This is a genomic window from Paenibacillus germinis, assembly GCF_013141785.1.
GTDB lineage: Bacteria > Bacillota > Bacilli > Paenibacillales > NBRC-103111 > Paenibacillus_E > Paenibacillus_E phytorum.
In genome coordinates this window covers 1-13,985 of the sequence record NZ_WHOC01000028.1, presented here as the reverse complement: position 1 = coordinate 13,985, position 13,985 = coordinate 1, and the positions used below count along the sequence as shown (strand labels likewise).

The 13,985-nt window shown below is 43.6% G+C and carries 11 protein-coding genes; 5 read left to right on the top strand and 6 right to left on the bottom strand.

Annotated features, from left to right (window positions below; all coding sequences use genetic code 11):
* Window positions 1-185: 185 nt before the first annotated feature.
* A complete protein-coding gene (locus GC102_RS06035) occupies window positions 186-1,352 on the top strand; it encodes a Gfo/Idh/MocA family protein (protein WP_171688653.1) in 1,167 nt (388 codons plus the stop codon).
* A gap of 208 nt (window positions 1,353-1,560) precedes the next feature.
* Here the strand turns inward: GC102_RS06035 and GC102_RS06030 are convergent, their stop codons facing one another.
* The 3 genes from GC102_RS06030 to GC102_RS06020 form a co-directional block, all read right to left on the bottom strand.
* On the bottom strand, window positions 1,561-2,511 hold the full coding sequence (locus tag GC102_RS06030; protein WP_171688652.1) for a copper amine oxidase N-terminal domain-containing protein: 951 nt from the start codon (window positions 2,509-2,511) through the stop codon (window positions 1,561-1,563).
* A gap of 37 nt (window positions 2,512-2,548) precedes the next feature.
* A complete protein-coding gene (locus tag GC102_RS06025) occupies window positions 2,549-3,760 on the bottom strand; it encodes a HupE/UreJ family protein (protein ID WP_171688651.1) in 1,212 nt (403 codons plus the stop codon).
* An 85-nt stretch (window positions 3,761-3,845) separates the two neighbouring features.
* On the bottom strand, window positions 3,846-6,992 hold the full coding sequence (locus tag GC102_RS06020) for a lamin tail domain-containing protein (protein ID WP_171688650.1): 3,147 nt from the start codon (window positions 6,990-6,992) through the stop codon (window positions 3,846-3,848).
* Between the two features lie 410 nt (window positions 6,993-7,402).
* Between GC102_RS06020 and GC102_RS06015 the strand changes: the two genes are divergently transcribed.
* Together GC102_RS06015 and GC102_RS06010 are read left to right on the top strand one after the other, a co-directional pair.
* Window positions 7,403-8,107 carry a histidine phosphatase family protein gene (locus GC102_RS06015; protein ID WP_171688649.1) on the top strand — a complete coding sequence of 235 codons (705 nt, stop codon included), beginning with the start codon at window positions 7,403-7,405 and terminating at the stop codon, window positions 8,105-8,107.
* A 64-nt stretch (window positions 8,108-8,171) separates the two neighbouring features.
* A complete protein-coding gene (locus GC102_RS06010) occupies window positions 8,172-8,978 on the top strand; it encodes an HAD-IIA family hydrolase (RefSeq protein ID WP_171688648.1) in 807 nt (268 codons plus the stop codon).
* A gap of 164 nt (window positions 8,979-9,142) precedes the next feature.
* Here the strand turns inward: GC102_RS06010 and GC102_RS06005 are convergent, their stop codons facing one another.
* Both GC102_RS06005 and GC102_RS06000 read right to left on the bottom strand, forming a co-directional pair.
* Window positions 9,143-10,945: a bifunctional metallophosphatase/5'-nucleotidase gene (locus GC102_RS06005; protein ID WP_171688647.1), complete on the bottom strand. Its 1,803-nt coding sequence runs from the start codon at window positions 10,943-10,945 to the stop codon at window positions 9,143-9,145.
* Between the two features lie 323 nt (window positions 10,946-11,268).
* On the bottom strand, window positions 11,269-11,964 hold the full coding sequence (locus GC102_RS06000) for a GAP family protein (protein ID WP_171688646.1): 696 nt from the start codon (window positions 11,962-11,964) through the stop codon (window positions 11,269-11,271).
* Window positions 11,965-12,054: 90 nt separating this feature from the next.
* On the opposite strand from GC102_RS06000, the gene GC102_RS05995 reads away from it, so the two are divergent.
* Window positions 12,055-12,651 carry a TetR/AcrR family transcriptional regulator gene (locus GC102_RS05995; RefSeq protein WP_171688645.1) on the top strand — a complete coding sequence of 199 codons (597 nt, stop codon included), beginning with the start codon at window positions 12,055-12,057 and terminating at the stop codon, window positions 12,649-12,651.
* Between the two features lie 16 nt (window positions 12,652-12,667).
* A complete protein-coding gene (gene ant(6), locus GC102_RS05990) occupies window positions 12,668-13,522 on the top strand; it encodes an aminoglycoside 6-adenylyltransferase (RefSeq protein ID WP_171688644.1) in 855 nt (284 codons plus the stop codon).
* 224 nt (window positions 13,523-13,746) lie between these two features.
* Here the strand turns inward: ant(6) and GC102_RS05985 are convergent.
* Window positions 13,747-13,985, bottom strand: a 239-nt coding sequence (locus tag GC102_RS05985) for a VOC family protein (protein ID WP_512698985.1), incomplete at its 5' end; no start/stop codon positions are given.

Below are 13,985 nucleotides of genomic sequence, written 5' to 3'. Positions count from 1 at the left end.
TAATTTTTATAACACTAATATTCGCATAATATGTGAATTTTCGCAATACTTTTTTGATATAATCTAGTTATTTCCTTATAATATAAGGGTTTATTGATATTCGATTTCATTAATTTAATTGACGACGCAATTACGTGGTGTTATATTTTTACTAAGTTTTAATAAACATATCAAGGAGTGAAACTATGAGGTTAGGAATAATAGGTTACGGTTATCGGATTAGTCTCTTTCTCAAAGAATTGCTTAAAATCAATCCAAATTGTCAGATCGCGGCCATTGCGGATCTTAACGTAGAGGGAGTTAAAGAGAAGCTTGCGAGCGCCGGCCACCCCCTCCCGCACTTCTACACCAGTGCGGATGCCATGTTGAATAGCGAGCAGTTGGACGGCATCCTTATCGGAACCCGCTGCTCTACCCACACAGAAATGGCGCTAAAAGTTCTGCAGCGAAAGATACCTTTGTTTCTTGAGAAACCGGTGTCGACCACCCTACAAGATTGGGAAAGGCTACACACAGCAGCCAGAAACAACCCCACTCCGGTCGTGGTATCGTTTCCGCTTCGCTTTACACCCATCGTCCAACTCGCCAAAGAAATCGTAGAATCGGGTAAAATCGGTACTGTGGAGCATGTCCAAGCGATCAATAACGTCCCCTACGGAGGCGTTTATTATCACGAATGGTATCGGGACGAGAAGGAAACTGGCGGTCTTTTTTTGCAAAAGGCAACCCACGATCTGGACTACATACAATCCATCCTAAGAGGAACTCCAAGCAACGTTTGCGCGATAAAATCAAAGCAATTGTTTATGGGAAACAAGCCTGATGGATTACGATGCTCAGCCTGTGACGAGACGGATTGTCCTGAACGTGTTGAAATAAGCACAAGGTTCCAGATCCCGATCGATCACTGCTGCTTTTCGGGCAGTACGGGCAACGAAGATGCCGGAACCGCAATCATTCAATACCAGAGCGGCATGCATGTCTCCTATTCGCAAAATTTCATGGTTCGGAGAAACGCCCAAGCGCGGGGGGGCCGTTTTATCGGCTATAAGGGAACACTTGAATTCGATTTTTATAAGAACAAGTTACAAGTATACATGCACCATACCTCCAGAGTCGAAACCCATAACCTGGAAGTAAAGGGACCCCATTTCGGCGGAGATCCCATATTAGCCAAAAACTTCATAAATGTAGTCAACGGGACCGAAGCCACTAGATCCACTTTGCTCGACGGCCTATTAAGTGCCTTGATCTGCTTAAAGGCAAGGGAAGCGGCCGAAACAAAGCTCTATCAGAGCATCAATTGGGACAGTGAGAAGGAGAGTACTGTTCATGTTGGGATTTTCAATTAGTATACATTAAACCATCATTAGACAACCTTAGTCCGATATTCTAAAGGATTGAGGTTGTTTAATTTAGACTTAAAACGTTCATTTCAGTCACGAAAAATCCCCCTTAGTAAACTTTAGTGTCGATTCTTAACACTGTCTACTTAAAGGGGATAATATTAGATTGGATGGCCAATCTTATTTTAGAGAGAATCAGTCCATCATAAATTCGTTATCCTTCATAGGAAATGATGATTTCGCGCGTGGAATTAATCCATTGCACTTGAAGGCCTAGCGTTTCGGCAATAAATCTTATCGGCAAATATGCATTCCCGTTAATAATTCGTGGCGGCTCCTCAGAATCCGTTTCTATCCCATTGATCGATGCGGTGTAATTGTCTATCCAAAGATCGATTTGAGCGGCTTCCAAACGAATGCTCACTTTACGATCATCTTCATTCCAAGCCACAGTGCCGCCAAGCGCCTCGATAATGGACCGGATAGGCAATAACACCCTTTCGTTTATCAGCAGCGGTGTCGTATCCTCACTATGGGGATCCAGCTGTTGTTTGCGATCATTTACGTATAAGTAAGGGCTGTCGACAGCCAAGACGATCTTTGTACGAGGCGCCATCTTTCCTTCCCATTTCATCTTTTCAGCCGTAAAATTCATACGTTCCTCCATCTCCGGATGGGATGGAAACATAAAATGGGCAATGTTCATGTGTGCGTTGTCGGTTATTTGAAAAAAAAGCCCGAATTCGACTTTAATAAGCATCTCACCTGCAACAGCACCGATATCCCCTGTCGTAAATCGTATAGACAAGCACGGAATGCCGGCGGAAACCGTATCTTCAGTTGCCTTTAGGCGCAGCGGTAACCGGGTTCCATTAACCCACACCGATATCTCTTTATCTACAAAAGGCTGAATGGGAGGGACATATTCCGAAATTTTCTTATCTTCGATGAGCTTCGCTTCCGCCTCACTAATATACGCAAGACGCATGGCGAGGTATTTGTCTATTAGAATTTCGACCTCTATCTGATTCTCAGTCAGTGTCCACTCTGATTTACTGAGAAGCAGCGGATGCGCATACGCATTACCGGATGAAGCAATCATGCTTGAGAGTAGAAAAAAAAGAGCAAAGTAGATCCCTCGCAAACAATCGATGCGACTAAACATCTTACAACTCCCTCCACTTAACATACCTTCAAATCCTCTACAATTGGTACCCGCCCAACCGCTCCAATAACCAAAATAAACCGAAAGCCATAATGACAAATGAAACAGCTACTGTTAATTTCCTCGCCTCAAGTTTCTTGTGGGCCAAAATCATAACCGGCAGGACAACAAGAAAAATGATGCACTGCCCGATTTCCACCCCTACATTAAAAAAGACTACCGAGATTAGGAGTGTGGATTTAGCCACAAGGAACGTTTGCAAAACATTGGCGAAACCGAATCCGTGAATGAGTCCGAATACGAATGTGATCCGCCAGCGATCGATCACTCTCTTCCGAACGATATTTTCATAGGCCAACCAGCAAATTGACAAAGCAATAGCAGATTCGACAAAGTAGGTACGGAGTGAAACGATCCCTGTTGCCGCTAGAAATAAAGTAATGCTATGCGCGATAGTAAAGGACGTAATGATGCGAACTGCTCCCTTGAAAGTAAGACCGACCACAAGCAATGCCAGCAAAAACAAAATATGGTCGTAGCCGATTAAAATATGTTTGATGCCTAAAAGAACAAAGGAAAATGCACTCCTCCAAAGAGGCGTTCCCTCCACAGAACGGTCCTTCATTCCCGGGACTCCGGGATCTGCAATTGTTATCGGGTCAGCACTAACATCAGCAGGCGATACCGTCGATCTGTCGACAAATAAAGCCCGCTTTACAGCCCCCTCCCATACGGGGGTAGACGATGTGAAAATATGTTGGATTCCGCCGTGCGAGCCGGGAATGATCACCTCAGCCACATTTGCATGCAAATTTTTCGACTCGTCCATCAGGAACCGATACTCGAATTTTACTTTATTCTCGTCTTCACTCCATACAATGCCATCTGCGTGTGCACTTACTTCAAAATAGAGAGCCGCTTCCTTCTCGACCAAACGAATTCCGTCTACTTTAACCGGATATTGGGTTTCGTTGATTCGAACTGATATCTTGCTTTCCGTGTACGGCTGGATCACTTCATGAATGACTTGCTTCATATCCGTTTCTGATTCCAACCGGTACTTGCCGCTGCCAAGCTCTTTAAGCTGTTTGAAATAGGACTCTTCTATCCACAGCGTAATCGAAATTTGATTTTTCTCCAATGTCCATGTCGACATTCCTATATTGGCATTGTCATGGGCGTCAACCGAGGAGGCTGTAAGGCAGACGAACAGAGAAAGAAAGATTGCGGTGATAAAAAGCTTGCGCATAACCGTTCCTCCAATTAGCGGAATATTGCTTGAAGCCGAAAAGCTGCTATATCCTAAATCTATAGCAGCTTTTCACAAACAAACGTTACGGGGCGATCTGGTCGTTGGAAACTGTCCCCGGAGTAGGCGATTGGCCCACAGCCATTTTCTTCAAATAATCAGACCCGTCTACTGGATATTTATACTTGACGGACTTTCCGTCTACGGAAGCATCCGCCCCGTGAGTCCCCACAGGACCATGCACCTCTCTTACATTAGTCCCGTTGTTATATTTAGCCCTGAATATTCGCTTGCCGTCCGAATTCTGGAGCAGATCGATCCAAGTGGTACCATTATAGCGGAGCCCATAGGTCGTGTTGTCCGATTGAAGCTGCAACACCTGATCGGACGTAAAGCTGGTCCCGTAGGCCGTATTGAAATTCGCTAGCGTCTTCGTACTGTTTAGTTTTTTGATCCAAACCACCCTGGCCGTTTTTGCCGGGATTATAAAATCCGTCGTGATATCGATAGGAGCTGAATAGGTATCTTTCAGTTTATAATTTTTCAAGTTGATATCGTTTTTAGAGTTGTTGTAAATCTCGATGAAATCGTAATCCTCATCATAATAGTCTCCGGTGCCGTCATCGACGCCGGTATTTCCGGGGGAGTTGCCGACAATTTCCGTTACATACAACTCTGGCAAATGAATACCGCCAGTGATGGTTTTCAACACACCTCCGACCGTAGCCGTGACCTTAGCCAAAATCCGGTAAGTTCCCGATTCGCCTGCTGGAGCCCAAGTTGTCGAAGCGGTAGATGTATTTCCTGCTGCAATCGAACCAATCGTCACTTCGCCTACTTTGTTTGCACTGCTGAAGTTATCAGCCGGCGTATTATAATCATCCTTAAAGAACTCCACCAAAACGTTCAACAACGCCCCGGCCGTCGTGTTCTTAACATTAGCATTGACCTGCACAGGTACTCCGGAGACTGTCGTAGCCTGTGTACTCATAGTTAATTGCGTTCCGGCTGCATCTGTAATCCAGATCGGAGCAGTTACCGCCCAATCGCCGTCGGTCTGTTCGACTTTCGCAAAATAATAGTTGTACTTTGGATCGATGGCCGTCGTGTAATGAGCCATCCTCGAGTTGAACGTTTGCGAGGACAGAATTTGTCCGCCAGGTCCGTACAAGGTAATTTTGGAAATCGTGTCACTCGCTGAATCTGCCGCCATTACTGACACATTCAAGGTACCAGGATTCGACAATCGGGAACCCATAGGTTTACCGTTGATTTCGAACAAGACCTTCAGATCCCTATCACCGTAGCTTGTATATACTCTTCGCGCCCTAATCGCATCCATAATCGAATCTCGGGTATTCGCTTCCGCCAGAGCAACGGTACGGTTGTCGTCCACCAGCCAGGTTTCATTATGTTTGTCTCCGTTCCAAGATGGAGCGACATGCCAACCATTGTCCAATGCCCGGATATAACGGTCAAACTTCTCACCGTTTTGCACCACATCAACCAATTCCATAAGTGCCGTTTGATCATCGGCAGCCTGGTTGTAATAACCGAAATCCTCAAAATCGCCCCAATAGGCATCAGGATGATTGAATTGAAAAATGGCTTCCGGGTATTTGGCCAATTCGTCCCATACATCCAGCATATGGATTTGCCGTCCGCCTACAGTGTCCCATCTGCCTAGAAACCAGTCCGTATTGAAACCGTTTCCATGTCCCCATATGGCAGTTGTGGTGTTGAAGGTCATTTCCCATCCGGCAAATCCTGAGAACTTGTATTTCTCCGTCGCATTGTCTGCCTGCAGACGCGTATCAGCCCACTCGCCATTCGCAACGTGTGGGTCGCCCCCATCGATATAATTGGAGTGGTCGCTCAATCCAAAATAATCGGCATTTTGGTTTTTGGCCGCCGCATAAGCGGACTGCGGCACATTCGTGGACGTTTGTGACGCATCGTCGGAATACTTGGTGTGATCGTGCATCTGTCCACCGAACCAATTGAACGGATTACTTGGAGTCGGATGCTGATTGTTCACGAGTTTGCGCATTTTGGTGCTGCCATCCACAGGGTAGCCATAGACAATACTCGTATCCGTCGCCGTATCGATCGTAGTGCTTGCGGGAGTAGCGGTACCGTCGTTATACGTCGCCGAGACAATGACAGTCCCCCCATCGGTCCGGAGCTCCACCGTCTTTTGTCCGTCGTTTCCCATGCCTTGTGTCTGCGTAACAGTCTGTTCATATACTTTGGCCGAAGTGAGGTACGTGCTTGGCAAATCGTAATGGTCAGCGAATTGAGCCAAGGTGTATCCATTACTTTGGGTGCCTCTTGTCCAGACGATCATCCGGCCGAATGCTGGTATATTTTTGCTCGCAGTCATATTATAGTCGTAATAATTGGCCAAATTCGCATAATTCCAATAATACCGAATCGTATAGCCTGCAAGATCTATCGGAGTCGCCGTATTGTTATACAGTTCAATAAATTCGAAAGCTTCTGCTGCATCTGTAGGGCTAGAAGAATTCACCATCAGTTCGGTGATCCAAATATTTGGCGATGAGGGGATTGTACCAGGGGTAGGTATCTGATTGGCGTCTATCTTGCGCATCGTTTTGTTACCATCTACCAAGTACTGAGGAAATTCATAAACGATACTACGGTTCTCTACCGACGTATCTTCCGTCAATGTCGTATTATCAATCACGCTATCGTTATACTTCGCGATACATACTTCAGTACCCGAATCTGTTGCAAGTATCAGCTTTTTAATCCCCGTGTTGCCAAGTCCGCCGTTCGACGAACCGAGGTCTAGCGTGTAAAGCGTCGAACCAGAAAAATTGGTACCGTAATGCGTGTTGAAATCGGCAAGCGTCCTCCCTTGTGCATACATGTTCTTGATCCATACCACCCGTACTTGACCTGCTGCAATCGTCTGGCTCGTCGTCATATTCCAGGTAACCGACCCGGTGGGCGTCTGCCATAGAATAAACTTGTAGTTGGCAAGATCAATACTGCCCGATGTGTTATTCTTCAATTCGACGTATTCGTACTCATCAGATATCGAGCCGCCGTTGGCGCTCGAATTGGCCAAGATCTCGGTAATCATCAGATCCGGCAAAGTTGATGCCGCCGAGGCTATGTTTTCAAGCGACCCGGCAAGATTCATTTGACTGTAAACACCGATGAATAACGCACACGCCAGTATAATCCGCAAAAAACATTTCCGCATAAACAATACTCCTCTCATTGTCCAGTGTTTCGAATTAGCAAGTTCCATCTCACAATCTCTTATTCGCCGAAAAGAGTAACGCTCATGTCTGACCATCGAGAAAATCTTGCCGCAATCTGTTCTGGTTATGTAGCCGTCGTTGTTTCACCCCCTTTCCTATGAGTACAATCAATAATAAACGTTATTTTAATAACATACATATATAACACATATCTTCACATAAACATGTCATTTTTGCAATAATATTTATTAATAATATACAGTATTCATTTGCTTTTAACCCATGAATTTCAGCTTGTAACAATTGACCAAATTCATGAATAAGTGTTATATTTTATTTGTTTCATAATAACGATGAACAGAAAGAAAATCTTTGGTGTATAAATCATCATAAAGTGAGGGGTTATTCGATGCGCATCATGATCATCCGGCATGCGGAACCGGATTATGACAATAACACAATTACCCAACAGGGTCATCTGGAGGCGAAAGCATTGGCAAGACGCCTGCGTCTGGAAGGCGTCGACCGCATCTACAGCTCACCGCTCGGCAGAGCACTTCATACAATGCAATATACAGCAGAGGCAACCGGCATTAAGCCTGTTATCGAACCTTGGATGACCGAACTGCAAGGTTGGTACATAACAGAACCAAAAGGCACAGATAGAGTCGCTTGGAACGTAGACGGTGAATGGGTGCGCGCGAACAGACCGCTGCCTTCGAGTGAAGACTGGCATCAGCGTCATCCGTTTGATAAACCGGACTTTTATAAAAACTACGAGATGCTCAAAACGAATGCCGACCGATTCTTGCTTGCGCACGGTTATAGACGGGAAGACGGAAAATATGAGATCATTCAGTCCAACCAAGAGCGAATTGCGATATTTTGCCATCACGGCTTCGGCCTCGCTTGGCTCGCCCATTTACTTGAATTACCACTTTCGCTCGTGTGGACTGGTTTTTGGCTGGCGCCGAGCTCCGTCACCACGATCCTATTCGAAGAACGAACCGTTCGTTGGGCAGTTCCCCGCTGTCTAGGTCTCGGCGATGTGTCGCATATCTATGAAGGCAAGCTGCCGATCAGTTCGTCGGGGCTTCAGGCCAATACCGATTAGGGAGTACCCCACCAGTTGAAGTCACCCAAAGTTTATTTTTTCGTACGATAAAGGGAGGTACTGAATGAAAAGTTTCGCAGGATATATATTTGATTTGGATGGCACGATCTATCTTGGAAATCGCTTAATTGATGGCGCAATTGAGGTCATCGAATCCCTACAATCTAGACATAAAAAAATCTTGTTTTTAACGAATAAAACAATTGAAACCAGAGAGAAATATGTTACAAAACTGAACGATTTGGGCATAAACATCGGGATTGATCAAATCTTGAGTCCAACACTTGTTACTATTCGGTTTTTAAAAGAAAACTATAATGGCTGTAGCATATTTGTGATTGGGGAAGCAGTGATCAAAGAAGAATTCAAGCAAGCGGGCTTTACTTTCGCGGTATCACCTGAAGAAACGGAAGTCGTAATCATCTCGTGGGATCGCAACTTCCACTATTCTCATCTGGATTTTGCCTATCAAGCTATTAAAAAAGGAGCCATTGTCCTTGCCACAAATCCAGATAGAACTTGTCCGATTGAGGGAGGAGATGTTCCTGACTGCGGGGGGATGATTGGAGCTATTGAAGGAGCAACGGGAAAGAAAATCGAACTCATTACCGGTAAACCGTCCATTTATATGGTCAAAGCTGCATTAGAGATCCTGCAATTGAATGCAGATCAATGTCTAATGACAGGCGATCGGATTGAAACGGATATTTTGATGGGTAAACTAGCAGGATTGTACACGGCATTGGTTTTGACAGGAGTTACACAAAAGTGGGATATCCAACAGTCAAACTATCAACCTGATTATATTCTCAATTCCGTGTACGACCTCCTTTTAGAGGATACTATCGAAGAGACCGCAAGTATCAAATGAATAAAAAGGGTTCAAATGAAGCTGCGAATTGGATTGGTTGGGGCTTTCGAAAAAAAGACGACTTTCAACTCGATTTTTGAATTGAAAGTCGTCTTTTCGATTATGTTTTGGGTTTTCTTATCCTTACTGTAGCTATGGCGTAGGGATAACATCCCTTAGTTCCTTTATTGCCCAATCGAAGTAACCCGATCGAGCACTGGTTGTTGTATGATGTCTTGGCTTTTCAAGTAATCGAAGAATGCCCAATGATCGCTCTCAACCCGAACAGGGTTAGCGTAGCCTTTAAACGTAGGGTAACCGTCATTCCCACGAATCAAGTAAGCCAATGCTGCAACACGATAAGACTTATCTGGATCCAGTGATTTACCTTTAACTTTGATATTCTCTGGCTCGACGCGTTGACCCATTGGTTTGCTCCGATCGAAGGAATAATGGACATTGTACGAAACGGCAAGAGGATAAAAACCCTCGGTACCATCAGGCTTCATTCTCCACTGTTCCTCAAGAATTTGTTCGATCTGCCTGCCGGTCATAGTTACTACGACAACCGGATTCCCGTATCCGTGTGCGTACCACATTTCACCGAATAAAACTCTTCCATTTTGGTCTGCCGCATTTGTCCCCTTCGCGTAAAGCAGGTCACCTTGAAGCGGACTAATTGCAGTGAGAGCGAAATCTGCCGGCTGTGAAGCTTTTTTACCGGTGGCATAATGTGCGTCAGCCACCAAGTCTGCAAGTGTGCTCTCGCCATTTCCATTACGGCTGCGTGTCAAGTCACCCGTTATCTCAGCTACGGGTTCAGCGTAGCGTTCCTTCCCGCGCTCCACCCAATAGGATACCATCTGGGCGATCTCTGGATCGGCTGGAACATCCCGGGTGACGGGGTGGTTGATCGATATTGTTCGACTGCGCACAATATCTTTGCTTACCCGATCGATCGATACGTTGATTTCACTAATCAGTTTGCCATGGTTTGCTCCTTCAATTACAGGCCGAGGATTACCATTAGGATCATCGATGGAGCAATTGAAAGATGCGTGCCAGTGTCCTGTAAAAATGACATCAATCGCCGCTGAAGCTTCACGAGCAAAATCTATTGCCGGTCCTTTCGGGTTTGAGCAGCCTTGGAAATATCCTCCTGCCGTCCCCCCTTCATGGACTACAGCGACGATTGCTTGTACACCCTGATCCTGTAATTCCTTAGCATAACGGTTGGCTGACTCCACAAGTGGATCCATAACAAGATCGCCTTCTTGAAAAGACGTCGTGCCACTCACCGTATCGGTTACCGTCAACCCAATGAAACCTACTGGAATAGTCCCACCATGCCCATCTGAAATTTGTTTAATCATATAGGGCTTGGTTATAAGCTTACCAGAGTGGGCATCACGCACGTTTGCCGATATATAAGGAAAATCAGAGCCATGAAACATCTCGCCAGTCGAGTCTGTGAAACAGCTATCCACATCACGTTTACCGAAACACTTACCGTCCTTCATATGTTTAACAAGAAAATCTTTGGAATCGTCCAACTCGTGATTCCCCACCGCAGAAAACTCCACGCCTATCGCGTTGAGGAATTCAACGGTCGGTTCGTCGCGATATGCCGTAACCTCAAATGGCCAACCGCTGAAATTATCGCCAACTGATAGCACGATGGAATTGTCATGCCCTGCTTTGAGCTGCTTGAGGTGAGTTGCATTATAAACCGCCCCACCCACGGTAAGCTGACCTTGCGGTGACCAGATCTGGCTGTTGGACTTGTCGTTATAAGCTTGGAGATAACCGTGGAAATCCGTAATTCCCAGTAATTGCAGATCGACAAGGTCCGTTTTTTCAGACTCAATTCCTGTATTTGTTGTTTGATCTTGTGCAATCGCCTTCGACGATACGACGCTAATTAAAAGACTTCCGATAAGCAGGGCAAATAATGAAAACTTGCAAAGGCGGTTAATTGTTTCCTTCACTTCCATTGCCTCCTCTTGGATTACTGATTTCTTTTGATACTGTTTATTTAACATTTTTACAAACAAAACAGTTATGTAGCCGCTCGTGTTGTCGTTACTGATCTCCGATTGCGTTGTTCACCACCTTCCCATGAGGAGAAATATAACGAACGTTATATTTTTAAATTAAATATATAACATTAATTCTCACATATAAGTGCAAATATTGCAATGATATTTTTAAAAAAAAGCCCCCACTCACTCGTATAAATTCAATTTATATTTGCCTGTGATAATCAAAATCCCCTTTGGATGAATGTTATTTTTTCATCATATGAATAACATTAATGTGGAATGATTCCATTTAGTCCTAAGTGCAGGAATATCCCTCCTGCACCACCAATTGCCCACAAGGTTGCGTTTGAATGCATGAGTCGATTTTTGAATGCCTCTAATTTTATCTCTGTCTTCCCCGGTTTGATTTTATATAAAAGCAGTAAAACTAGCGATGGAAGCACCATCACAATATTATAAATGGCTATAGTTGGCAGCCAAATAAGAATAGGTAATTGATTATAGGTTATCAGCCCTAACGTCGCCCAATAAGGGACTGCTTGCGTAGCTTCAATGAAAAATACGGAAAAGGCAATCATGACAATCACTTTCACACGTAAAGCTCCCCCTAGTTTTCGAAAAATGCGGGCATACAAATTATCATTTTTGCTTTTAGTTAGTTTCGGTAATGAGAAGCTTAAATAAATAAGTGTCACACCGGCGATCAAGAAAATAACATCTACAAAAATGCTTTTCTTTAACTGCTGAAACAAATCGATCACAGGTTCGATTCCAAGCATGAAAATAACACCCAATATAAAATAAGCACCCTGGGTAAGAATCAAAAACAATAATAAATGCTGTCCCTTCCTTTTTGATTGGGTAAGCATGATATAAGCTGTTGCCCCTAGCACACTGGGGCTTATTGTGTCCAACACAGCACATAAGAAGAAAATGCCGAACAGAGTTATCAAACCAAATTCCATAAAAAACGCCCTCCGATTTTGTCATACAATTGACTTACCGAAAAGATTGTAATACAATTGTATTACAAAAAGCAAGGAGAATTTACACTTATGTCGAAAACAGAAGCCCGCAACAAACAAATGGAACTAATTGCTGATGCTACGTTCCGTGTTATCCAATCTGTTGGACTTGAACAAACAACGATTCGGAAAATCGCAAAAGAAGCTGGTTTATCACTTGGCACTGTTCAATATTACTTCCCAACACAACAAGATATTTATTTGTATTCCATGGAGCAGCTTTCAAAGAGAATACTTGAGAGAATTGTTCAGTCTGTTCAGAAGGGGGATCCTGTTTTTGAGGGAGTTGTGACCATGCTTAAGCAGTTCATTTCTAATCAAGACCAGGATCCAATGATTGAGAATGAAGTGTGGCTAAGCTTTTCTCTTATGGCGTTGAGGGATCAGGCTTTAGAACATTTAAGCAGCAGCACCCATCAATCTACCAGAGAATTTATGGAACTCATTCTTAATATCCTTCAACAAAACAACTATTTGCGTGATGCTCTGGATCTCGAAATGGAAGCAATGAATTTACATGCTTTTATCGACGGGTTATCTTTACACGCCATCCTTTATCCAAACTCGTTTGATGAGAAAATGATAGAAAATCGGATCAAAGATTATTTAAGGAACAAATGTAAATGAATGGAGGACTATTACATTGAGAAGTGACCAAGAAATGATTAATATGCTTGTAGATTTTGCTATGAATGATAATAGAATCCGATTGGTAACTTTGGAAGGGTCACGTACAAACAAAAATATTCCTACTGATACATTCCAAGATTATGATATTTCTTATTTTGTAACTGAAAATGATTCTTTCAAGGAAAATGATCAGTGGCTTAAAATATTCGGGAATCGTACTATGATGCAAAAACCCGAGGATATGGAGCTCTTTCCTTCAGAATTAGGGAATTGGTTTTCATATATAATTCTTTTTGAAGATGGTAATAAATTAGACTTGACACTTATTCCAATTGATGAAGTTGGGGATTACTTTGCCAATAGTGACGGTTTAGTTGAAGTCTTGCTTGATAAGGATACTCTTATCAAAAATGAATTGCTTGCAGACGACCGTCATTATTGGATTACAAAGCCAACTGCAAGAGAATTTGATGATTGTTGCAATGAATTCTGGATGGTTTCAACTTACGTAGTAAAAGGATTAGCGAGAAAAGAAATCCTGTTTGCAATTGACCATTTAAACGAGGTTGCCCGACCTAACTTGTTGAGAATGATGGCTTGGCAAATTGGATCAGAGCAAGGTTATTCCTTTAGTGTGGGGAAAAACTATAAATTTATAGATCGTTACCTTCTAATTGAAGATTGGGAAGCATTACTATCAACTTATTCTGAGAATAGCTACCAAAACATGTGGCAATCTTTATTTACTTGTTATGAGTTATTTAGAAAATACTCTAAAGCTGTAGCAGAAAACCTCGGATATAAGTATCTAGATTACGATGAAGCCATCACCAAGTATACTGAAGATATTTATAATTCATTGATGTGAACTATGGAATTCACCGCCTTTGAAATGCCAGTACCCGTCCACATGTCATCTGCTACCAAATTCCCTTCCCCCCACTGGGTCCCCATGGTTGCAAAGCAATAAAGAACAATGGACCAGGAGCGTTTTTCTCCTGGTCCATTGTCCTTTTAGGTAGTGGGTGGCGGTTTCCAGTGGCCACGTAATTCGATGTTGTCTCGGAATGGTATGGAGCGGTCTTTATAAGCTTACAGTTTTAAAGAATTCTGAACATACCTCATGGCTTCGATATACCCCCTTTGCCCTGCCCGGTTCATCATCTCCTCGTGATTGATTTCTTCAATACGTTGCTGGATCCACCAAATGTTACCCAATGGATCGCGTACACGTCCGACACAGTCACCAAAAAATAAATTTGTCATTTTTGTTACAGAAGTGGCTCCTGCATTTAGCGCTTGTTCATACACAGTATCACCATTTTCAACGT

Coding starts and splice junctions, on each gene's coding strand:
- GC102_RS06035 (WP_171688653.1), top strand. CDS start 186: ATGAGGTTAGGAATAATAGGTTACGGTTATCGGATTAGTCTCTTTCTC.
- GC102_RS06030 (WP_171688652.1), bottom strand. CDS start 2,511: ATGTTTAGTCGCATCGATTGTTTGCGAGGGATCTACTTTGCTCTTTTT.
- GC102_RS06025 (WP_171688651.1), bottom strand. CDS start 3,760: ATGCGCAAGCTTTTTATCACCGCAATCTTTCTTTCTCTGTTCGTCTGC.
- GC102_RS06020 (WP_171688650.1), bottom strand. CDS start 6,992: ATGCGGAAATGTTTTTTGCGGATTATACTGGCGTGTGCGTTATTCATC.
- GC102_RS06015 (WP_171688649.1), top strand. CDS start 7,403: ATGCGCATCATGATCATCCGGCATGCGGAACCGGATTATGACAATAAC.
- GC102_RS06010 (WP_171688648.1), top strand. CDS start 8,172: ATGAAAAGTTTCGCAGGATATATATTTGATTTGGATGGCACGATCTAT.
- GC102_RS06000 (WP_171688646.1), bottom strand. CDS start 11,964: ATGGAATTTGGTTTGATAACTCTGTTCGGCATTTTCTTCTTATGTGCT.
- GC102_RS05995 (WP_171688645.1), top strand. CDS start 12,055: ATGTCGAAAACAGAAGCCCGCAACAAACAAATGGAACTAATTGCTGAT.